The 22377-nt window shown below is 65.8% G+C and carries 18 protein-coding genes; 5 read left to right on the top strand and 13 right to left on the bottom strand.

Going from position 1 to position 22377, the window contains the following annotated elements; translation table 11 throughout:
* Positions 1-76: 76 nt before the first annotated feature.
* From BLT66_RS12675 to BLT66_RS12650, 6 genes are all read right to left on the bottom strand, one after another.
* Positions 77-1120, bottom strand: a complete 1044-nt coding sequence (locus BLT66_RS12675) for a VWA domain-containing protein (protein WP_092758078.1) — start codon at positions 1118-1120, stop codon at positions 77-79.
* A gap of 12 nt (positions 1121-1132) precedes the next feature.
* A complete protein-coding gene (locus BLT66_RS12670; RefSeq protein WP_092758077.1) occupies positions 1133-2128 on the bottom strand; it encodes a DUF58 domain-containing protein in 996 nt (331 codons plus the stop codon).
* Positions 2109-3116, bottom strand: coding sequence for an AAA family ATPase (locus tag BLT66_RS12665; protein ID WP_092758076.1), 1008 nt, complete (start codon positions 3114-3116; stop codon positions 2109-2111). The genes BLT66_RS12670 and BLT66_RS12665 overlap by 20 nt, the downstream gene beginning before the upstream one ends.
* A gap of 26 nt (positions 3117-3142) precedes the next feature.
* A complete protein-coding gene (locus BLT66_RS12660; RefSeq protein WP_092758075.1) occupies positions 3143-4066 on the bottom strand; it encodes a S1C family serine protease in 924 nt (307 codons plus the stop codon).
* A gap of 107 nt (positions 4067-4173) precedes the next feature.
* The gene (locus BLT66_RS12655; protein ID WP_092758074.1) at positions 4174-5889 is read right to left on the bottom strand and encodes an FAD-dependent oxidoreductase; all 1716 of its coding nucleotides are present in this window, start codon (positions 5887-5889) and stop codon (positions 4174-4176) included.
* 1 nt (position 5890) lies between these two features.
* On the bottom strand, positions 5891-6685 hold the full coding sequence (locus BLT66_RS12650; RefSeq protein WP_092758442.1) for a shikimate dehydrogenase family protein: 795 nt from the start codon (positions 6683-6685) through the stop codon (positions 5891-5893).
* Positions 6686-6809: 124 nt separating this feature from the next.
* Here BLT66_RS12650 and BLT66_RS12645 point away from each other — a divergent pair, with 124 nt between their 5' ends.
* The 4 genes from BLT66_RS12645 (at position 6810) to BLT66_RS12630 (ending at position 10866) form a co-directional block, all read left to right on the top strand.
* Positions 6810-7631, top strand: a complete 822-nt coding sequence (locus tag BLT66_RS12645) for an IclR family transcriptional regulator (RefSeq protein WP_092758073.1) — start codon at positions 6810-6812, stop codon at positions 7629-7631.
* A 3-nt stretch (positions 7632-7634) separates the two neighbouring features.
* The gene (locus tag BLT66_RS12640; RefSeq protein ID WP_092758072.1) at positions 7635-9308 is read left to right on the top strand and encodes an FAD-dependent oxidoreductase; all 1674 of its coding nucleotides are present in this window, start codon (positions 7635-7637) and stop codon (positions 9306-9308) included.
* A 69-nt stretch (positions 9309-9377) separates the two neighbouring features.
* Entirely contained in the window at positions 9378-10004 is a 627-nt protein-coding gene (locus tag BLT66_RS12635) for an NIPSNAP family protein (protein ID WP_092758071.1), read from the top strand.
* Positions 10005-10020: 16 nt separating this feature from the next.
* Positions 10021-10866, top strand: a complete 846-nt coding sequence (locus tag BLT66_RS12630; protein WP_092758070.1) for a sugar phosphate isomerase/epimerase family protein — start codon at positions 10021-10023, stop codon at positions 10864-10866.
* Between the two features lie 68 nt (positions 10867-10934).
* On the opposite strand, the gene BLT66_RS12625 is transcribed toward BLT66_RS12630, so the two are convergent.
* The 3 genes from BLT66_RS12625 to cadR all read right to left on the bottom strand — a co-directional run bounded on the left by BLT66_RS12625 (position 10935) and on the right by cadR (position 13048).
* Entirely contained in the window at positions 10935-11993 is a 1059-nt protein-coding gene (locus BLT66_RS12625; protein ID WP_176955044.1) for a beta-propeller fold lactonase family protein, read from the bottom strand.
* 406 nt (positions 11994-12399) lie between these two features.
* The gene (locus tag BLT66_RS26795) at positions 12400-12546 is read right to left on the bottom strand and encodes a hypothetical protein (RefSeq protein ID WP_176955043.1); all 147 of its coding nucleotides are present in this window, start codon (positions 12544-12546) and stop codon (positions 12400-12402) included.
* A gap of 70 nt (positions 12547-12616) precedes the next feature.
* Positions 12617-13048 carry a Cd(II)/Pb(II)-responsive transcriptional regulator gene (gene cadR, locus BLT66_RS12620; protein WP_092758068.1) on the bottom strand — a complete coding sequence of 144 codons (432 nt, stop codon included), beginning with the start codon at positions 13046-13048 and terminating at the stop codon, positions 12617-12619.
* 76 nt (positions 13049-13124) lie between these two features.
* Here cadR and BLT66_RS12615 point away from each other — a divergent pair, with 76 nt between their 5' ends.
* Complete coding sequence (locus tag BLT66_RS12615) at positions 13125-15413, top strand: heavy metal translocating P-type ATPase (protein ID WP_092758067.1); 2289 nt, start codon at positions 13125-13127, stop codon at positions 15411-15413.
* A gap of 394 nt (positions 15414-15807) precedes the next feature.
* Here BLT66_RS12615 and BLT66_RS12610 read toward each other — a convergent pair whose 3' ends face one another.
* From BLT66_RS12610 to BLT66_RS12595, 4 genes are all read right to left on the bottom strand, one after another.
* On the bottom strand, positions 15808-18873 hold the full coding sequence (locus BLT66_RS12610) for an efflux RND transporter permease subunit (RefSeq protein ID WP_092758066.1): 3066 nt from the start codon (positions 18871-18873) through the stop codon (positions 15808-15810).
* On the bottom strand, positions 18870-20009 hold the full coding sequence (locus tag BLT66_RS12605) for an efflux RND transporter periplasmic adaptor subunit (protein ID WP_092758065.1): 1140 nt from the start codon (positions 20007-20009) through the stop codon (positions 18870-18872). The genes BLT66_RS12610 and BLT66_RS12605 overlap by 4 nt, the downstream gene beginning before the upstream one ends.
* Positions 20006-21412: an efflux transporter outer membrane subunit gene (locus BLT66_RS12600; protein ID WP_092758064.1), complete on the bottom strand. Its 1407-nt coding sequence runs from the start codon at positions 21410-21412 to the stop codon at positions 20006-20008. The genes BLT66_RS12605 and BLT66_RS12600 overlap by 4 nt, the downstream gene beginning before the upstream one ends.
* A gap of 149 nt (positions 21413-21561) precedes the next feature.
* Positions 21562-22371 carry a MipA/OmpV family protein gene (locus tag BLT66_RS12595; protein WP_092758063.1) on the bottom strand — a complete coding sequence of 270 codons (810 nt, stop codon included), beginning with the start codon at positions 22369-22371 and terminating at the stop codon, positions 21562-21564.
* Positions 22372-22377: the final 6 nt, after the last annotated feature.

Here is a 22377-nt window from a genome sequence, read left to right as displayed (position 1 = left end):
CCCGGCCTGCAATTTTTATGCGCGCGTCCCCGATTGGCCAGCATTCGCCATGGCGGCCTGTCGCCGCGGCCGAGACCTACATCACCCGGCCAAACCACCACACCGACAAACCGGCGGCCAGCAGTGCCAGCGCAGCGCCGACCAAGGCCAGCAGCGCCGAGATTTCGGTTTCTTTTTTCTCCACCGTGAGGCGTGAGCTCAGGGTTTCGTAGACCTTCTTCAGATCGGCTGCGGTGGCCGCATGGAAGTACTCGGCATTGGTGCGCAAGGCCACGGCCTTGAGGGTTTCTTCGTCCAGCCGCACCCGCATCGACCAGCCTTCGAAGCCTATGGTCTCGCCCTGCAGCGTGCCCACGCCCACGGTGTAGACCCGCACGCCGCGGTCGGCCGCCCATTTGGCGGCTTCCAGCGGGTCGACGCCGGTGGTGCGCTGGCCGTCGGTCAGCATGATGATGGCGGCCGAGTTGTAGGAGCCGGGCGCGACCGGGGTGAAGGTCTTGGCCGGGTCCTGCTTGGTCACCTCGTCCATCGCGCGCGGCCGCATGGCCTGGCGCCCGCCCAGGGCGGCGATGTCGATGCCGGCGTCGGGGAACAGCGTGGCCAGCGACAGCATGATGCCGTTGCCGATGGCCGTGCCGCGCTGCAGCTGGAAGCTGTCTATGGCCTTCACCAAATCTTCGCGACTCTGTGTCGGCAGCTGGGCCAGCTGCGCGCTGCCGGCAAAGGCCACGATACCCACCCGCACGTTGCGTGGCAGCTCGGCCAGAAAGGCTTTGGCGGCATTTTGCGCGGCGGTGATGCGGTCGGGCTGCACGTCAGTGGCGCGCATGCTGCCCGATACGTCCATGGCCAGCATGATGGTCTGGTCTTGCGAGGGCAGGGTGATCACCGCCAGCGGCCGGGCGGCGGCCAGCAGCAAGGCCACCAGCGCCAACAGGAACAACGCTGGCGGAATGTGCCGGCGCAGCCGGTAGCCGGGGCTCATGGCCTCGCGGACCAGGGCCATGCTGGAATAGCTGAGCGCGGTCTTTTTACGCCGGCGCAGCAGCCACAGGTAGAGCAGCACCAGCAGCGGCACGGCCAGCAGCAGCCAGAGCAGGGTGGGCCAGAGAAAAACCATGGTGGCGTGTCCTCATGCAGCCTGCGCGGCCATCGGGTGGGAGGGAGGGGTGAACGCTGGCCGCACGCGGTGCTGGCGCAGGTCCATGAAGCGCAGCAGCGCATCGACGAGGTCGTCATCGGTGCACAGCTCCAGCGTGTCGGCGCCGGCCTGGGTCAGTCCCGCGCGCAGCGCGGCCTCGCGCTCGGCGGCCAGGCGCGCAAAGCGGTGTCTAAAGCCCTTGTCGTTGGTGTCCACCTGCAGTTGCTCGCCGGTTTCGGGGTCGAACAGGGTGACCAGGCCGACATCGGGCAGGTTCAGCTCCAGCGGGTCGAGCAGGCGCACGGCCACCACGTCGTGCCGGCGCGCCAGCTGCGCCAGGGGCTTTTCCCAGCCCGGGGTGCTGATGAAGTCGGACACCACCAGAACGGTAGAGCGGTGGCGGATATTGCCGATGGCGGCCTGCAGCAGCAATTGCAGCTGGGTGGCGCCGGCCTGCTGGGCCGGTGCGGGCTGCAGCAGGCGGTGCACCAGGTGCAGTACATGGGCGCGGCTGCTGCGCGGCGGCAGCACCGCGTCGACCACCCGTTCCGGGCCACCGCCGGTGCCGTACAGCATGGCGCCGACCCGGTTGCCGTGGCGGGTCAACAGCCGCGCCAGCACGGCTACAAAGCCGGTGAGTATGTCGCGCTTGGCATTGCCCGGCGGGCCGAAGTTGATCGAGGGGCTGAGGTCGAGCAGAAACCAGGCTGACATTTCACGGTCTTCGGTGAACACCCGCACATGCGGGGTGTTCAGGCGTGCGGTGACGTTCCAGTCGATATGCCGCACATCGTCGTGCGGCTGGTATTCGCGCAGATCGGCCAGGTCCAGCCCGCTACCGCGCATCAGTGTGCGGTAGTCGCCCTGCAGCAGGCCGTCAAGCTTGCGCACCACGTTCCATTCCAGCTGGCGCAGCAAGCGGTCGGCTTGGCCAGGCAGGGTGGGCAGCGGGCGCGCGGCCCCGGCTTTAGGCGGCTCGTTGCTCATGTTGCAGGGGGCGCGCGGGCGCCGGTATCTTGGCCATGATTTTGACGATCAGCGCATCGGCGTCCAGGCCTTCGGACAGCGCTTCGTACGACAGCGCCAGCCGGTGCCGCAGCACGTCGGCGGCCAGGTCGCTCATGTCTTCGGGCAGCACGTAGTTGCGGCCGCGCAGCATGGCAAGAGCCTGCGCGCCTTCGGCCAGGTGGATGGTGGCGCGGGGGCTGGCGCCGCAGCTGATGTACTGGGCAATCTCGGGCAGGCCGTGGCGGGCCGGCGCCCGCGTGGCGGCGACCAGCTTGACCGCGTACTGCAACATCGATGGATCGACATACACCGTGCGGCACTCGGCCTGTAGTGCGGCCAGCTGGGCGGTGGTGGCCACCGGCAGCACCTGCACCGGCAGATCCAGCGCGCGTTGGGCGATCACGAATTCTTCTTCTTCGCTGGGGTAGCCGAGCAGCACCTTCATCATGAAGCGGTCGACCTGGGCCTCCGGCAGCGCATAGGTGCCTTCGGTTTCGATCGGGTTCTGGGTGGCCATCACCAGAAAGGGCTCGGGCACCTTGTGGGTTTCGCCGGCAATCGTCACCTGGCGCTCCTGCATCACCTCCAGCAGTGCGCTCTGCACCTTGGCCGGTGCGCGGTTGATTTCGTCGGCCAGCAGCAGGTGCGCAAACACCGGCCCCAGGCTGGTGCTGAACTCGCCGGTCTTCTGGTTGTACATGCGCGTGCCCACCAGATCGGCAGGCACCAGGTCGGGGGTGAACTGGATGCGCTTGAAGCTGCCCTGGATGCTGCTGGCCAGGGTTTTGATGGTCAGTGTCTTGGCGAGGCCCGGCACACCTTCGACCAGCAGATGGCCTTGCGCCAAGATGGCCACCATCACCCGCTCCAGAAAGCGGTCCTGCCCAACGACGACGCGCTTGACCTCGAACAGCACCTGCTCCATCAGAGTTGCGGTGGGGATGACGGGTCTAGACAGGGGTTCCATAAGGCTCCTCGCAAAGATAGGCGAACTCAGAAAGGTGACATGCCGACCGCGGATGCCGCGTTCTCTATGGGTACGGCAAAGCCGATACCGATGAAGGTGCGGGCCGGTGTGGGGTTCAGGATGGCGGTGACGATGCCCACCACCTCGCCATCCATGGTGACCAGGGGGCCGCCCGAGTTGCCCGAATTGGCCGCGGCATCGAACTGGACCAGATTGCTCATCTGCTGCTTGCCTTCGGGTGAGGTGAATTCGCGCTTCAGGCCCGATACCACGCCGGCCGATGCCGACGGCCCGATGCCAAACGGAAAGCCGATGGCCACCACCTGGTCGCCCGGCCGCAAGTCCTGCGTGGAGCGCAGGGCCGCCGCCTGCAGGTCGTCGGGCACCTTGTGGGCTTGCAGCACGGCCAGGTCGTTCTCGGGCTGCATGCCAGTAACGCTGGCCGTGGTCTCCAGTCCGTCGTGGAAGGTGATGGTGATGCGCTCCGCGCCTTGCACCACATGCAGATTGGTCAGGATGATGCCTTTGTCAACGATCACCACCCCGGTGCCTACGCTGCGGCCTACTTCCTTGCTGCCGGTTTTGCTGCCGGAATAGCCCACCACGCGCACTACCGAGGGCGCGACGGTTTCGACTGCGCGGGCAGCGGCGGAAGGCAAGGTGTTGGTTTCCAGGGTACGCAGCACGGCGGCGTCGATGTCGTCCTGCGTGAGCTTGCGGGCCGCTGGGCGCTGGTGCAGCCACAGGCTGGTCAGCAGCAGAGCGGTAAGCACCACGATGGCGGTCCAGAGCGCGCGCAGGCTGTGTTTGGAAATAGCGGCAGGGGGTGTGGATACAGATGCTGGCGTGGCCGACGCAGCAGGCAGGGGCGCAGCTGCATCCGCTACGGGCACCGCCGCCGGCTGGGGGCGGGCGTGGCGAGAACTGCTGTAGAGAGCGGGCCGGGGCATCCTGTCACCTTTGCTCGTACACGCCAGGGTTTGGCGCAGAGTTTTTACGGTAGCACGGTTTGCCGCTTTGTGCATCTCCAAGGTTTCGCCATGTACCCCGCGGCGCCTCAGAGGTTGTTGCGCGCAGCGGCGTGGCGCGCCGCCAGATAGGCAAATACCACGCCCGGCCCCAGGGTAATGCCGGGCGCGGTGTAGACCCCGCCCATGATGCTGTGCATGTCGTTGCCCACCGCGTACAGGCCGGGGATGGGGGTGTTGTCCTCGCCCAGCACCTGGGCGTCGGCATTGGTGGCGAAACCGGTGGCCGCGCCGATATCGCCCGGATACAGCCGCACCGCGTAGAACGGCGCCTGGCGTAATGGCCCCAGGTTGGGGTTCTTGCCGCCAGCGGCGGGGTCGCCCATGTTCTGGGAATAGGCGGTGCTGCCGCGCTGGAAGTCCGGGTCCACGCCAGTTTCGGCATAGGCGTTGATCTGCGCCACGCTGCTCCGCAGGCCGGGGGCGTCTATGCCCAGTTGCTGCGCCAGCGCGTCCAGTGTGTCGGCCTGGGTCAGGTAACCATCGGCGAGGAAGGGCTCCAGGCCCTTGCCGCCGGGGCGCACCATGCCGATGCCGTATTTGCGCAGCGCCACGGCGTCGCAGACCAGGTAGGCGGGCAGATTGCCCGTCTGTTGCAGGGCTAGCGCGAACAAGTGGTAGGAGGTGCTCTCGTTGACGAAGCGCTGACCCGCCTGGTTCACTGTCAGCATGCCGGGCTTGGCGCGGTCCATCATGAAATGCGGGAACACGGCCGTGCTGCCATCCTGGCGCTGGCGCTTGGATACCGGTGCCCAGAAGGCCGGGCTCAGGCCGCCCTGCCCATAGTGCGCGCCGATGTTCTGCGCCAGGCCATGGGCTTCGCCGGTGTGGCCGGGTGCGGCCGGGTTCCAGTCAGCCGGGATGCCGGGCAGCAGATCCTGGCGCAGTTGCGGATGCCGGTTGAAGCCGCCGCTGGCCAGCACCAGGCCTTGGGTCACGGCAACACTGCGGTGCTGGCCATCCTGCACCAGCGTCACGGCCCGGATGCCGGTCGTGTCGCGCTGGATGCGCTTGACCGAGGTGTTCATCGCCAACGTCACATTAGGATGTTGCGACAGCGAAACCAGCAGCCGCCCGACCAGGGCGTTGCCCATCACCAGCCGCGTGCCGCGTGGGTGGCGCAGCCGGTCCAACGCGTGGCGCGCCAGCAACTTGGCCGCATGCTGGAACGAGCGGAACGACTTACCCAGCGCCAGCAGGTGGTTGATGTCGGTGCGGTCCACCATCATGCCGCCGAGCACGGTGAACTCGGGGATGGGCGGGCGGATCAGCGCGAACAGATTGCCCAGCAGACGGCCGTCAAACGGCAGCGGCTCCAGCGCCCGACCATTCAGGGTGGAGCCGCCCAGGTCAGAGATGTAATCGGGGTGCTTGGGGTAGGCGCGGTAGTGCACCTCGCTGCGGTTTTCCAGCAGCTCCACCGCCTCCGCACCGTGGTCCAGAAAGGCCTGGCGCAATGCCGCCGGGCTGTGTTCACCCACGGCATTGTCGAGGTAGCGTTTGGCGTCGGCCAGCGTGTCCTGCGGGTTGACGCCAGCCGCATGCCGCGTGCCCGGAATCCAGGTCGTGCCGCCCGACCAGGCCGTTGTGCCGCCCACATATTCGGTGCGCTCCACCAGCAGCACCTTCTGGCCCGCAATCGCCGCAAACAAAGCCGCCGCCATGCCTGCGCCGCCGGCCCCCACGACCACCAGGTCGAAGGCAGAGGATTCGGTCAAAGCTGCCAGGGATGGCAGAAGCTGCATGCTATTTCTCCAAGAGGAAGTCCACCATCAGGTCGCGCACGCGGCCGAACATGTGGGCGCCGGTCATGGTCTGGCAGCCCTTGGCGCGGGCGGCGGCGATTAGCGGCGTGATGGCCGGCGCGGTGATCACGCAGCCGACGAACATCGCGGCTTGCAGCTTGTCGGCATCCACCGGAATCGGGTCGCTGGCCTGCATGCCGACCGGGCTGGCGTTGAGCACGATGTCAAAGCCGGTGGGGTCGGCCGAACCGTGTGTGACCGGGCATTTGCCCAGGCCAGCCAAGCGGTCCACCAGGGTGCTGCGGCGGGCCGCGTCGGGGTCATGGATGGCCAGGCTGCTCACGCCCGCCACCACCAGGGCGTGGGCAATCGCCGAGCCGGCACCGCCGGCACCCACCAGCAAGGCCTTCTTGCCGGCGGGTTGGCAGCCGTTGTCCTGCATGGCAGATACAAAACCCAGGCCGTCAAACATGTCGCCGTGCCAACTGCCGTCGGGGTTGCGGCGCATGGTGTTGACGATGTGCAAGAAGGCTGCGCGGTCCGAGGTGCTGGCGCACAAATCATGGCAGGCGAACTTGTGCGGCACGGTGACGATGACGCCGTCCACGTTTTGCGCCAGCGACACGCCGGCCAACCAGGCGGCCAGCTGGGCCGGTGCCACATGGGCCGGCATCACATAGGCGTTGTGGCCCTTGTCGTGGAAGGCCTGGCTTACGCCGGCGGGTGATTTCACCTGGGCGATCGGGTCGCCCACGATGAAATGCACGCGGGTGGCGCCGCTCAAAGGTTCTGACATGCTGAAGTTCTCCGTCGGTCTGGTCAATGTGGCGATCATAAGTAAAAATGGAATACTATTCAACTATTGAATTAAGTTCTGATTTTGTTAAGATGCCTGCCATTGAACCGACGGAGTAAGCTGCATGAATGGTGTGTTGGAAAGAACCTTGGGCATCCTGGAGCTGCTGTCCCAGCACGGTGGCGGGCTGGAGCTGGCCGCCATTGCCGACCAGCTCGACATCCCGCGCAGCGCGGTGCACCGACTGCTGGCCGACCTGGTGCGCTGCGGCTATGTGCGACAAACCCGCGACCACGGCGACTACCTGCTGACGACGAAGCTGGTGTCCATGGGCCTGAGCTTTCTCAGCCACACCGGCATCGTCGACATTGCCCAGCCGCTGCTCGACCGCCTGGCCGAAATCTCTGGCGAGCTGGTGCGCCTGGCCGTGGTGGACGGCAACCGCCTGACCTGGGTGGCGCGTGCCCAGGGCGCACGCCAGGGCCTGCGCTACGACCCGGACATGGGCAGCGATGCGCGCATCTCTTGCTCGTCGTCCGGCCTGGCCTGGCTGTCCACCATGGAGGACGACGCGGCGCTGGCCCTGGTGGCCCAACAGGGCGTCGGCCCGGTGGAAGAATTCGGCCCCAACGCGCCCAAGACCCTGCAAGAGGTGATGCTGCAGGTGCAGGCCACGCGCGAACGCGGCTACAGCCTGACGCTAGAAACCTACACCCCCGGCCTGAACGCCATGGCCGCGCCGGTGCGCCTGGTGGGCCAGCCCGCTTTGGGCACCATCAGCATCGCCGGCCCTTCTGCCCGCTTCACACCGGAGCGCATGCAGGCTCTGGGCGCCGACCTGGTGTCGCTGGCCGCGCAGCTGGCCGCCGCCAGTGGCGCATCGCCGTTCTTCAACCAGCCGCGCGCCAATGCCGCCGCCGGTTTAAAGAAGATCTACGCGGCTTGAGCCATGTCCGCTGCGGAAACTTTCGACCTGCTGGTGATCGGCTCGGGTGCCGGCGGCTTGGCTGCCGCCGCCACCGCCGCCCACCTGGGGTTGAAGGTTTTGGTGGTGGAAAAAGAAGCCCAGTACGGTGGCACCACCGCCTGGTCGGGCGGCTGGATGTGGGTGCCGCGCAATCCGCTGGCGACCGAGGCCGGCATCCAGGAGGACATTGCTGAACCCACGGCCTATCTGCGCCAGGAACTGGGCACGCAGTTCGACGCAGAGCGGGTCCAGGCGTTTTTGCAGCAGGGCCCGCGCATGGTGGATTTCTTCCGCAAAAATACCGCGCTGCAGTTCACAGACGGCAACCGCGTGCCCGATTTCCATGGCCGGAATCCGCATGCGGCGCAGGGTGGCCGCTCGATCTGCGCCGCGCCGTTTGATGGCCGGCGCCTGGGGGCGCATATCGCCCAACTGAAGCCGCCACTGCCCGAGACCACGCTGTGGGGCATGGGCATAGCGTCGGGTGCTGAGCTGCGGCATTTCTTCAGCGCGCTGCGCAAGCCGGCCTCGCTCTGGTGCGTCAGCAAATTGGTGCTGCGCCATTTTTTCGACCTGCTGCGCTACCGGCGCGGCATGCGCCTGGTCAACGGCAACGCGCTGGTCGCCGGGCTGGCGGCATCGGCTTTTGCCAAGGGTGTGGAAATACGCACCAGTAGCGCGGCGCAGAGCCTGCTGAACGAGAAGGGCAGGGTCGTCGGTGCCGTGGTGCATGGCCAGGATATCCGTGCCCGCCGCGGGGTGGTGCTGGCCTGCGGCGGCTTTCCGCATGATGCGGCGCGCAAGCAGGAACTGCTGGGGCACGAACATTGGTCGGCCGCATCGCGTGGCAATACCGGCGACGGCCTGCGCCTGGGTGAGTCGGCCGGCGGCCAGGTGGCACGCGACGCGGTGCAGGCCGCGGCATTGGCGCCGGTATCGCTGGTGCCGCAAAAAGACGGCAGCTTCAACCATTTTCCGCACCTGATTGAGCGCGCCAAGCCGGGTCTGATCGCGGTAATGGCGAACGGCCAGCGCTTCACCAACGAAGCCGATTCCTACTACGACTTCGTGCGCGGCATGCTGGCTGCCACGCCGGCCGGTGCACCAGTACAGGCCTGGCTGGTTTGCGACCACGCCTTCATCCGCCACTACGGCCTGGGCGCGGTGAAGCCGGCACCGATGCCCATGGGTGCGATGCTGCGTAATGGCTACCTGCAACGCGGCAATACGCTGGCCGATCTGGCGCAGGCCTGTGGCATCGACGGTCCGGCCTTGCAGGCCACGGTAGAGCGCTACAACCAACTGGCGCTGGACGGTGTCGATACCGACTTCGCCAAGGGAGAAACCCCGTACAACAGGGTCCAGGGCGATGCCGAATGCGGTCGGCCGAACCCCTGCATGGCGTCGCTGGTGCAAGCCCCGTTCTATGCCGTGCGCGTCGTGCCCGGCAGCCTGGGCACCTTCGCCGGCCTGCGCACCAACGCCAGCGCCCAGGTGCTGAACGCGCAGGGTCAGACCATTCCCGGCTTGTATGCGGGCGGCAATGACATGCACAGCGTGATGGGCGGCACCTACCCCAGCGGCGGCATTACGCTGGGTCCGGCCATGACTTTCGGCTTTATTGCGGCGCACCACGCCGCCGGGGTGGATTTATAAAAAATCGGCCTCCAGCGCATATATCACCTGCGCAAGTAGCTCTTAATTCAATAGCAAACAAGGATTTTTATGTACTACGAACTCGCCACCATGACCCTGCCGTTCGGCACCGCCGGACAGGCCGCCGCCAACGTCCAGGTATTCACCACCGCGCCCGAAGCCGGCGGCGAGCTGCTGGGCTGCTGGTTCACTGACATCGGTCAGCTGAATCAGATGATCGTGTTGCGCGGCTTTGCCGACCTGGGCGCGCTGCAGGCCGAGCGCGCCCGCACGCAAAAGAGCGCCGACCCGTTCGGCTGCGGCAGCATCTTCCAAAGCCTGGAACAGCACAGCTACCAGGGCTTTCCGTGGATGAAGCCGGTGCGGCCGTCTGCCGAGTCCGGCATCAGCGGCCCGGTCTACGAGATCCGCACCTACGGCATCAAGACCGGCGGCGTGCAGGCCACGATTGACCTTTGGGAGCAGTACGTGCCGCCCCGCGAAGCGCTGTCGCCCTGCGTGGTGGCTATGGTCGCGCTGGACGGCCCGCTGCGCTTCACCAACATCTGGTCCTACCCCACGCTGGACGCGCGCAGCAAGGCCCGCGCCGACGCCGTGGCCCAGGGCATCTGGCCGCCCAAGGGCGGGCCGGCGCATTTGACGACGAATATGGTCTCCACCATCGCGCTGCCCACCGCGGTATCGCCTCTCAAATAAAAGCCCGGAGAACCCGATGCCACGGCTTTATTCCCAGGCCTACCTCACCGCTTGCGCCCTGACGCCGCCGCAGGCCATACGCCAGGCCGCCGCGTTGGGCTATAGCGACGTGGGCTTGCGCCTATGGCCCAACGTGGCAGGTGCACCGCAGCAGTTTCTGATCGGCCAGCCCGCGGTGCTGCGCGAAACCCTGGCGGTGCAGCGCGACACCGGCGTGGGCGTGTTCGATTTGGAAATCATCCGTATTGGAGCGGGCTTTGACCCTCGCATCTACCTGCCGTTGTTGGAGGCCGGCGCTGCGCTCAAAGCCCGGGCCTTGCTGGTCGCAGGGGACGATACCGACGAGCCACGTCTGACCGAGGCGTATGCCCGCCTGTGCGAACTGGTGCAGCCCTACGGCCTGACCGCTGACCTGGAGTTCATGCCATGGACGGCCGTGCCCGATGCCAATGCCGCGCTGCGCATTGTCCTGGCCGCGGGCCGCCCGGCCAGCGCGGGCATTCTGGTGGATGCCCTGCATTTCGATCGCTCCGGCACCACGCTGGACGACATCCGCGCCTTGCCGCGCGATCTGCTGCACTACGCACAAGTGTGCGATGCGCCTACCCGTGCCCAATGGACTCCGGTGGGTCGGGCTTTCACGGTGGAAGAAATGGTTCACACCGCGCGCTGTGAGCGCCTGCAACCGGGTGAGGGCGGCATCGGCTTGCAAGCCTTGTTTTCTGCTCTGCCGAATGACCTGCCTGTCAGCGTGGAGGTGGTGCATCTGCAGCGTATGGCGCAGATACCTCCCGCCGACTGGTCTCGCCAATGCCTTGCCGCCAGCCGCAACTTGTTGGATCTCCAGGCTACCCAGGCCTGATTTTTTGCATACGGTCTAAACAGACAGCGTATGGAGCCCGCCACGACGCACTGGAAGGCGGGCGATGCCTATCTGGGGCCTATCAACCGCATCAGCGACGACCAGGACCGTCTCCAATGGGAGCTCTTTAAAGCCGGAAGGGAGTGCTGGTGCCGGTAGATATTAATTTTGGCCTGTCTGCGCGGAGTTTTTCTGCCAAAAACAATATCGCCATTGCTGGTCACCGGAAGTGGGCCAAATTGGCTCACGACCAGCAGAGCACCATTGGGCGAATATGCGATGCCGTGTGGAAACCGCATGTGTGCATCAGGATTCTCGAGTGCCTGGGTTGGTCGTTTTTCCGTGATGCGGTTATTTGTGCAATCAAAAGAATACGACGTGACGTAATCTGCTTCGCTGTTCGATACGGTGATGCTGTTCCCATCGCGCGACACCTTGATATCCTCCGGTCTGGCCAAACGGGTTGCTTCGCCCTCGAAAGTCTGTGTGGGAATAGGATTGATGCGACCTGTCTGGCGGTCAAAATCGTAAATACAGATGCAATTCAGATCTGAATAGGTGACGAGCAAACAAGTCTCGTCCGGAGAAAATGCAATTCCTTTCGGAACACCCGGCAAGTTCTCGTCTGGTATCCAGTCAAGAAGGCGAATCGCTGGGCCTTCTCCATCAAAGCTGAAAAGGCCGACGGCTTTTTGGTGGGTATTTATCCAACCGAAAGCCACGGTTAAAAATTTACCAGATGGCGAAATATCCATGCCATGGGGCCTCAAGGTCGCCAAGGGAGCAGGAAATGGGATGCAAGCAATCGGAAGCGACGCATAAAGTTCATCTTCTCCGCGCTGGTAAATAGTGAATGTTGTGCTGCTCCAATTAATCACAATGATTTTTTTCCCATCTGGCGAGAAAACCACATGCTGTGGTGCACGGAGAAGTGCAGTGGGGTGCTTGATAACCTGGATAACGCGTGCTTGTCCGAATTTGTCAACCTTGAAGTTAATCAATTGATCAACCGATGAAAACGCCGCGCAAAATAAATCCTCACTGGGGTGAAAGGCGACGCTGTTAATTAAGCTGTAAGCCCAAGAGTTGTTTGTTATGCAGTCAATGGGCCGGGGTTCATACGACAATATTGCTCTCCAGTTGCTTATATTTTTTGTGTGCTCGTTCAGTAAAACTTATCGTATGGCGTCAGACTTTTATGGCTTGGGCGCTTGCACGGTTACGAATGTTTACAAGGGTAGCGTGCGTTGGACTGCCGGCCTATGGAGGTTTCTATCTAGTAACTTCCTGTTTAATTCCCAATTTGGGGGATTAATTCACGTAGGCGTTGCCGCCGCCACGGCATTCCAGTCGGCCAGGCTGACATCGGCCAGACCGGCGGCGCGCAGCATGCCAGCGTTACTGTTGCAGCCAGTGGTGGGGGCCAGGCATGCGGGTCTCTGTTGTGTAGAAGACCAGGTGCCTCCTGGCGGTACGGGCTCTAAGCGTGGGCCAAGTTGTCCTTGGTCTTGTCCTTGTGTATTGCGGTTGGATTCAGGCTGCCGATGTACGGGTCGGCGTATCTGAAAACCGGGCCTGCAGCGGGCTGAGTTCGTCGCCCCGCGCCTGCGCCAACACCGTGTATAGCGCGGGGCGGCTGCCGAGGTAGCCCAGAGTCGTGCGGTGGTGCAGGCTGAACATAAGCGGCTCCCAAAGCAGCCAATGATTCTGCGGCGCCCGGCAAGCGACGTCAAACCCCGGAACGCGTGCGTCAGCCCAGGTGGGTGTGCCGCTCGGGCCGCTCCTCGGTTTCCATGGCCGCCAGGCCTTGCAGGATGCCGCAGGCATCCACCGCCTGCTCGCTGGAACAGCGCTGGCGCAGGCTGCCGAGTTGTTCCTTCAGGTGCACCAGCTCGCGGATGCGCTCGTCCACATGGGCGATGTGCTGGTCGAACACCGCGTTGATGGCGCCGCAGCCGTCGGCCGGCTGGTCAGCCAGGCGCAGCAGGGTGTGGATTTCTTCCTGGCTCATGTCTAGCGCGCGGCAGTTGCGGATGAAGCGCAGGCGCTCCAGATGCTCGGGCCCGTAAACCCGGAAGTTGCCCGCCGTGCGGGCCGGGGCGGGCAGCAGGCCTTCTTTCTCGTAGTAGCGCACCGTCTCTACCGTGCATTGCGCGACCTGGGCCAATTCACCAATTTTCATATGGGTACTCCAGAAACCGGTTGACTCTATAGTAGCTTCAGGTTGTGTAATCCTTGCAAGTTCTCTGAAAGCCCCTATGTCCACCCCTGCCAAGCACGACCACGCCCATGAGCACCATGACCATGGCCACTCGGAACACGAGCACGGCCATGCCCACGGTGGCGGCGCTTGCTGCGCGCCCAGCGCGGTGTCGCTGGCCATGCCGGCTGCACCAGTCTCCAGCGCCCAGGGCATGCAAACCCCGATCCGTATCCTGCAGATGGATTGCCCGACCGAAGAAGCCCTGCTGCGCAAGAAGCTGACCGGCATGGACGGTGTGGCGGGCATGGATTTCAACCTGATGGAGCGCGTACTGACTGTGACGCACGAGCCCAGCGCCATCGAACCCATCCTGCAGGCGGTGCGCTCCCTCGGCTTTACGCCTGAGATCGCCAACAGCGCCGCGGCCCATGCCGCGCCCACGCCCGAGCCCGCCAAGCCCTGGTGGCCGCTGGCCCTGGCTGGTGCGGCGGCCGTGGCTTCCGAAGCCGCACATTGGGCCGGGCTGCCCGGCTGGGTGGCGGCCGTGCTGGCGCTGGTGGCGGTGCTGGCCTGCGGTACCACCACCTATAAAAAAGGCTGGATCGCGGTGCGCAATGGCAACCTCAATATCAATGCGCTGATGAGCATTGCCGTCACCGGTGCGCTCATCCTCGGCCAGTGGCCCGAAGCCGCGATGGTGATGGTGCTGTTCACCGTGGCCGAGCTGATCGAGGCCAAGTCGCTGGACCGCGCTCGCAACGCCATCCAGGGCCTGCTGCAGCTGGCGCCCGAGCGCGCTACCGTCCAGCAGGCCGATGGCCGCTGGAGCGATGTGGCGGCCAAGAGCGTGGCCTTGGGCGCGCGCGTGCGCATCAAGCCCGGCGAGCGCATCGCACTGGACGGCAGGATCGTCAGCGGCCGCTCCACCATCGACCAGGCCCCCATCACCGGTGAAAGCCTGCCGGTGGAAAAGGCGGAGGGCGACACGGTGTTTGCCGGCACCATCAACGCATCGGGTTCGTTCGAGTATCTGGTGACGGCTACTGCGGGGGACAGTACGCTGGCGCGCATCATCCATGCGGTGGGAGAGGCGCAAGGCGCGCGCGCACCGACGCAGCGCTTTGTGGACAAGTTTGCCCAGGTCTATACCCCGGTGGTATTTGCGGTTGCCGTGGCAGTTGCCATCTTGCCGCCGCTGCTGATGGGCGGCGACTGGTTCACCTGGGTCTACAAGGCCTTGGTCTTGCTGGTGATTGCCTGCCCTTGTGCGCTGGTGATCTCTACCCCCGTCACCATCGTCAGCGGCCTGGCGGCGGCGGCCCGCATGGGCATCTTGGTCAAGGGCGGTGTGTACCTGGAAGAAGGGCGCAAGCTGGTCTGGCTGGCGCTGGACAAGACCGGCACCATCACCCACGGCAAGCCCGCGCAGACGGATTTTGCGGTGCTGAATGGCGGGGTGGATGCCGAAGTACGCAGCCTTGCAGCCAGCCTGGCCAGCCGCTCGGACCACCCGGTATCCCGCGCCGTGGCCGAAGCCGCCCAACGGGATGCCGTTCCCTTGCGCACGGTGGAGGCTTTCGAGGCGCTGCCCGGACGCGGCACCAAAGGGCTGATCGACGGGAATCTGTACTACCTGGGCAACCACCGCCTGGTCCATGAGCTGGGCCTGTGCTCCGACGCTCTGGAAGCGCGTTTGTCGGCATTGGAAAAGCAGGGCAAAACCGTCATCCTGTTGGCCCGGGCCGACGCCGACAACGGCGCTGAAAAAGGCGTTGAAAAGGGCGTTATGGGCCTGTTCGCAGTGGCCGATACCGTCAAGGACAGCAGTCGCCAGGCGATTGCAGAACTCCATGCGCTCGGCATCAAGACCATCATGCTGACCGGCGACAACGTCCACACGGCCAAGGCCATTGCCGAGCAGGTTGGCATCGACGAAGCCCGTGGCGATCTGCTGCCCGAAGACAAGCTGAAGGCGATTGAAAGCAAGCTGGGCCAGGGCAGCGCAGTCGGCATGGTGGGTGACGGCATCAACGATGCGCCGGCCCTGGCCCGCGCCGACATCGGCTTCGCCATGGGCGCGGCCGGCACCGGCACGGCCATAGAAACCGCCGACGTGGCCTTGATGGACGATGACCTGCGCAAGCTGCCACGCTTCGTCCGCCTGTCGCGCAAAACCCATGCGCTGCTGGTGCAGAACATCGTGCTGGCGCTGGGCATCAAGGCAGTGTTTCTGGTCTTGACGCTGACTGGCCAGGGAACAATGTGGATGGCGGTGTTTGCCGATGTGGGGGCTAGTTTGTTGGTGGTGGCGAATGGGTTGCGGTTGGTGCGGTTCAGGGGGTGAGTTGCGGTGTTTTATGTGCGCCGCTGGCCGGGGTGTGCGCCCGGCGGCGCAGTCACTTTCTTTTGCGTGGCCACAAGAAAGTAACCAAAGAAAAGGCTACCCCCACTGTCTGCGTCCCAGCGCGATCGCGCTGGGAAACCTGCGGTGCTCGCTTTGAGCGGGGTCTGGCTAAACTCGCCTGCGGCTCAAACAACGCCAGCCCTGATCCGCCCAAAGCTGTGCTCCTCGGCGCAACCAGAGGGGGACCCCGGGGATCGGGATCGGGGGTGCAAAGCACCCCATCGCGCCTAGAGCGCGAGCCCGGTTGTCCGGCATCGCCCCGTGGCATCCACAAGAATAAATTTAAGCCAAATCGACCGCTAGCGCAGATAAATACTGCGCAAGAAGCTACTATTTATATAGCGCTATGTCCGCGCCGTTTCAAATGCTTGCGCATCCACAGCAGCAGATCGTCGACATAGGTAAACACCACCGGGATCACCAGCAGGCTCAGCACCGTGGAGGTGACCAGGCCGCCGATCACCACTACCGCCATCGGGCCGCGGAAGCTGGAATCGGTGCCCCAGCCCAGGGCGATAGGCAGCATGCCGGCGACCATGGCGATGGTGGTCATCAGGATGGGCTGGGCGCGTTTGTGGCAGGCGTCGACAAGTGCTTCGTAGCGGCCCATGCCCTGCTGGTGGTAGGCGACCACCGCGTACTCGACCAGCAGGATCGAGTTCTTGGTGACGATGCCCATCAGCATCAGCAGGCCGATCACCGACGACATCGAGAAGCCGCTGCCGGTGATCAGCAGCGCCATCAGCGCGCCGCCAATCGACAAGGGCAGGGCGGCCAGGATGGTGGCGGGCTGCATGAAGTCGTGGAACAGCAGTACCAGCACCGCGTAGATGCACAGAATGCCGATCAGCATCGCGCCGCCAAAGCTGGTGAACAGCTCGGCCATGCGCTGGGCGTCGCCAGTGGCGATCTGCTGCACGCCGCTGGGCAGGTTCTGGATCGACGGCAGCGCCTTCACCATCTTGTCGACTTCGCCGGTGCTCAGGCTGCCGAGTTCGATGCTCAGGGTCACATTGCGCATGCGGTCGAGCCGGGCCACCTGCGACGGGCCAGCGCCCAGCGACAGGTCGGCCACGGCGTCCAGCGGCACGGCGCCGGTACGGCCGGCTACGCGCAGCTGGCCCAGTGCTTCCAGGTCGGAGCGGGTGCTATCGTCAAAGCGCACGCGGATCGGGATCTGCCGCTGCGGCAGGTTGAACTTGGCAAGGCTGGTGGCGTAGTCGCCGTAGGTAGCCACGCGGACCACGCTGGCCAGGGTGTCGGTGGTCACGCCCTGCTCGGCCATGCGCACCGGGTCGGGCCGCACATGGATTTCGGGGCGCTGCAGGCTGGAGCTGTCGGTGATGTTGCCTATGCCTTGCAGCGTACGCAAGTCCTTGATCACCGCAGCCGTGGCCTGGTTCAGTGCCAGCGCGTCGTCGCTGGCCAGGGTGACGTCGAGCGACTGGCCGTTGCCCGTGCCCATCACGCCGACGCGGGTGCCGGGCAGCACGCCCAGGCTGTGGCGGATGGCGGCTTCCACGTCGGACTGCGAGCGGGCCCGCGTGCCGCGCGGCGTCAGGCTGACGGTCAGCGAGGCCTCGTTCACCGTGCTGCTGCTGGCGTCGCTGCTGGCGTCGCCGATCACGGTGAACACCTGGGTCACCTCGGGCAGCTGCTTGATCAATGCCTGGGCCTGGGCGGCGCTGGCACGGGTCTGCGCCAGCGTGCTGCCGGGCTGCAGCTTGAGCGAAATCGTGGTCTGCGCGGTGTCCGACGCACTGATGAACGAGGTGGACAGCAGCGGCACCAGGCTGATCGAGCCTATGAAGAACAGCCCGGCCATCAGCATGGTGCTGCGCCGGTGCGTCTGGCACCAGTGCACCATGGCCAGGTAGCGGCGCATCAGCGGGCCGTCTTGCTCCACGTGCGCCGGGCTGGGCTTGAGGATGTAGGCCGCCATCATCGGCGTCAGCAGCCGCGCCACCAGCAGCGATGCCAGCACCGCCACCGACGAGGTGATGCCGAACTGCCGGAAGAACTTGCCCGGTATGCCGCCCATGAAGGCGGTGGGCAGGAACACCGCCACCAGGGTGAAGGTGGTGGCCACCACCGCCAGGCCGATCTCGTCGGCGGCTTCCAGCGCGGCCTGCATCGGCGTCTTGCCCATGCGCAGGTGGCGCACGATGTTCTCCACCTCGACGATGGCATCGTCTACCAGCACCCCCACCACCAGCGACAGGCTGAGCAGGGTGATCAGGTTCAGCGAATAGCCGAGCAGGTACATCACGATGAAGGTCGGGATGATGGACAGCGGCAGCGCCACGGCCGACACAAAGGTCGCGCGCCAGTCGCGCAGGAACAGCCAGACCACCACCACCGCCAGGATCGCGCCCTCGTACAGCAGGTGCATGGAGCCGTCGTAGTTGTCCTGCGTGGGGCTCACGGTTTCGATCACCTCGGTGATCTGCACCTGCGGGTGGTTGGCGCTGAAGGTCTTGACCGCCGCGCGCACCGCGGCCGCTACCGACACCTCGCTGCTGCCGATCTGCCGCGTCACCTGGAAGCCGACCACCGGCTTGCCGTTCAGCGCCGCATAGGCAAAGCGCTCTTCGGCGGTGTCGCTGACGGTGGCAATCTGGTCCAGTCGCACGCTGGTCTGGGTAGCAGCGGCGGTGGTGACCGGGATGGCCAGGCCGGCCAGCTGCTCGGGCTGGTCGAGCCGGCCTAGGGTGCGCACCGACTGGTTGCTGCCACCCAGGGTGCCGCGGCCGCCCGAGGCGTCGGTCTGCACCGCCTTGATCTGGCTGGACACGCTGCTGGCCGTCACGCCCAGGCCGGCCATCAGCGCCGGGTCCAGGGTCACATGCATTTCGCGTTCGACGCCGCCGACGCGGTTGACTGCGCCCACGCCCTTGGCCGACAGCAAGGCCTTGTTGATGTCGTTGTCGACAAACCAGGACAGGTCGGACTCGCTGAGGTGCGGCGCGGCCACGGTATAGGTCAGCAGCGCCGCCGAGCCGCGCGTGACCTTGGACACCACGGGTGCAGCCATCTCGGTGGGCAGGTCGGCACGCGCGCCGTCGACGGCATTGCGCACCTCGTTCAGCGCTACCTCGCTGTCCTTGTCGATGTCAAAGCTGACGCTGATGACGGCCGAGCCGTCGGTGATGGTGGTGGTGATGTGGTCCAGTCCGGTCACCGAGGCCAGCTTGTCCTCGATCTTGCGGGCTACCTCGGTTTCCAGCTGGGCCGGGGCCGCGCCTTCCAGCGTGGCCGACACCTGGATGGTCGGCACATCCAGGTCGGGAAAGTTCTGCACCCCCAGCTTGTGCAGGCTGAACAGCCCGGCCGCGGTGAGGATGATGAACAGCAGGATCGCCGGGACGGGGTTGCGTATCGACCAGCTCGACAAGTTCATGGCGTGGCCTTGCTGGTGCTGGACGCAGCAGCGGGTGTCGCTTCAGCAGTCCACTGCACCGGGTCGCCGTCCTTCAGGAAAGCACCGCCGCTGCGCACCAACTGGGCTTGGGCACCGATGCCGCTGGTGATCTCCACCAGATCGCCCTGGCGGCGCCCGGTTTGCACCTGGCGCTGGGCCACCTTGTTGGCGCCGTCTTTTTCGAACACATAGCTGTTGCCGTCGCGTTGCACCACCGCGCTGCTGGGCACGGTGAGGGCCGGCGCCTGGCCGGTATCGATCTCGCCGCGCACATACATGCCGGGGCTGGCCGCACTACCCACGGGCAGGTCGATGTACGCCAGGCCGTTGCGGGTGCTGCTGTCCAAGGTGGGGCCGACCAGGCGCAGCCGGCCGCTGAGCTGCTGGCCATCGGGCAGGGTGATCTTGGCGGTCTGGCCGGGCTTGAGTGCGCTCAGCTGCTTGCCGGTGATTTCGGCACGCCATTCAACGCGACGCTGGCGCACCAGCTGGAACAGCTCGGTGCCAGAGGCCACCACATTGCCCAGGGTGGCGCTGCGGCTGGAGATCACGCCGTCGTCCACTGCCAGGATGCGGGTATGGGCCAGTTTGATGCGCTGCGCCTCCATGGTCGCCAGCGCGGAGTCCAGGCTAGCCTGGGCGGTCTGCTCGGCGATCACATACGAGGTGACTTGCTGCTCCGACAGGGCGCCGCTGTCCTTCACGGCGCGGCTGCGGTCGGCTTCGGCCTTGGCCTGGGCCAACTTGGCGCGGGCCTGGGCCACAGCCGCGTCTTGCGCGCGCAGGTCGGCCATGATGGTGTTGTCGGCCAATCGGGCCAGCAGCTGGCCGCGCTTGACCACGCTGCCCACGTCGACCAGCACCTCGGTCAGGCGCAGGCCGGCTTCTTCGCTGGCGATGGTCGCCGTTTGCCAGGCAAACAGGCCGCCCGAGAGCTGCAGGCTGCGGCCCCAGTTGGCCTGCTGCGGCTGCACGGCGCTGACCGACAGGCCGGCATTGGCGGTGGGTGGCACGGCGGTGGCGGGTGCAGCGCGCGATTTCAGCATCCAGGCGCCGCCGGCCAGCAGCAGAACGGCGGCGGCCACAGCAAGAATACGGTTGCGGGTGAAGGTCATGGCGTGTCTCCTGTCGATACGGTCCAGCCGCCGCCCACGGCTTTGTACAAGGCGATGCCGTACAGCAGCTGGTCGCGCTGCACGGTGATGAGGGTTTGCTCGGCGGCAATGGCATTGCGCCGGGCGAGTTCCAGGTTCAGCAGGCTGTCGCCACCGGCGCGCCAATTGGCTTCCACGGCGGTGGCATAGCTGCGGTAGCCAGCGGCGCTGCGCTGCACATCGGCGGTGCGGCGCTCGGCGCTGTCTTGCCGCACCAGGCTTTGCTCGACCTCTTGCACCGCTGTACGCACGGCCTGCTGGTAGCTGGCCAGCGCCAGGTCGTAGGCGGCCTGCGCGCTGTCCACCGCGGCGCGCTTGGCGCCACCGTTCAACAGCGGTAGCGACAGGCTGGGGCCGAACGACCAGGGCGTGGTGTTGACCCCGGCGCTGCGGCTGCCGGACAGCGAACCGCTGAGTGACAGGCGCGGATAGCGGTCGGCCTCGGCCACGCCGATCTGGGCGCTGGCCGCGGCCAGTGCGCGCTCGGCCGACACCAGGTCGGGCCGCTGGCTGAGCAGATCGACCGGCAAGCTGTTGACCAGGAAGCCGGTGGGCGCAGGCAGTTGCGCAGCTTGGCTGTCGAGTTGCTGGCGCAGCGCGGGCTCGGCCAGACCGGTGAGCGCCACCAGGGCCTTGACGGTGATGTCGCACTCGGCCTGCTGGGCGATGGCCGTGGCCGAAGCGCTGGCGGCGCTGGCATCGGCCAGGTCGGCATCGGCGCGCGCTGTCATGCCGGCCTGCAGCGAGCGCCGGGTGACGTCGGCCGTGGTCTGGCTGGAGCGGGCGTCGGCCTGGCTGGCCTGCAGGGTCAGCTGGCAGGCGCGGTAGGTCACGTAGTCGGTGGCCACCTCGGCGGCCAGCGAAACGCGCGCATCGTGCCAGTCGGCCTGGCGGGCCTGCAGCGTGGCGTCGGCCGACTCGGCGGAACGGCGTACGCTGCCGAACAGGTCGATCTCCCAGCTCGCATCCAGCCCGCCAGTGCTCGTGGTTTGGGCACTGCCCAGGGTGTTGTTGCGGCTGGCCGAGGCCGATCCGCTCAGCGTGGGCTGGCCGGAGGCGCGCGCGGTGGTGACGCTGGCGCGGGCCGAGGCGATGTTGGCGCTGGCTTTTTGCAGCGACGGATTGCTGGCCTCGGCGGCCTGCAGCAGGCGCGTGAGTGCGGGGTCGTTGAAGCGGTCCCACCAGGCCAGCAACTGCTGGGTGTCGCCCGCATGCGGCAGGGCAGCCTGCCATTGCTTGGGTATGGACAGTTGCTCGGAGGCCGGCGCCCGGTAGGTCGGGCCTACGGCGGCGCAGCCCGACAGCACAGCGCAGAGCAGCAGCGCCAGGCCAGAGCGACCGGAAAATAAAGGAGGTGACAGCATGGTCGTTCGGGGCGGCTGGGCTGGGTGCCGCAATGTAAAGCCCGATGGTACGGGGCGAGTGTCAATCATTTGTGTCCACTCGGTTGCTTAGTGAATACACTGCCTGGCGCAGGTAGATATTGCGCAGGCAGCTATTATTTAAGTAGCAATCAGAAGCGGTAGTTGGCAAACACGCCAAAGCTGTTTTGCGACTTCTTTTCGGTGATCGGGCTGTCGGCCGCGTCGCCGCGCAGGCTGCTGGCGGTGAAGCGTGCACCCAGGCCCCACTGCGAAGTCAGCTGGTAGTTGGCGCCGATGTTGAAGCTCACCGCGTTGATGCCCGACTTGGCTGTGTAGCCCGGCAGGCCCGAGCGGGCGCTCTGCGCAGCGTCCACGCCAAAGAAGGTTTGCGTGTATTTGCTGTCGGCCCAGGTGAGGCCGGGGCCGGCGGTCAGCTGCAGCCGGTCCATCGGGCTGTACCGGGCCTCCAGGTCGATGGAGACGCGCGTGCCCTGGTCTTTGCCGCCCAGGTCGGTGACCACATTGCCGCCCACCTTCCACCAGCTGTCGCTGTAGCTGGCGAACACCGAGCCCAGGGCGGTGGCATCGATGTCGCCCATGCCCTGCAGGCGTGCCGAGTCGGATTCTTTGCGCGGCTTGTCCAGGTTCAGGCCCAGGCCGACGCCGACGCGCCAGCGCGTGTCCTGCACCAGGAAGGCGCCCACACCCGCCGGCACGCCCGCACCCGGCAAGCCGCCGATGAAGTAGCGGCCGTAGTTGGCGCTGAGCATGGGCAGCAGCGAGGTTTTGTTGTCAGCGCTGCCCGGGTATTTGGGCTGGGTCATCAGGCCCAGGCCGGCGCTGAACTTCCAGCTGTCGCTGGCTTCCTGGGCCAGTGCGCCCTGGCCCACGAAGGCGCTGGCGCAGAGGGTGGCGAGGGCGATCCAGTGGGCCTGGCGGTGCAGAGGGGAGGTAGGCATGGTGCA

The sequence above is a fragment of the Rhodoferax sp. OV413 genome (genome assembly GCF_900104385.1).
In the GTDB taxonomy this organism is placed as follows: Bacteria; Pseudomonadota; Gammaproteobacteria; order Burkholderiales; family Burkholderiaceae_C; genus Rhodoferax_B.
The sequence above is the reverse complement of the archived record's forward strand: the minus strand, read 5'-3'. Positions and strand labels throughout refer to the sequence as shown.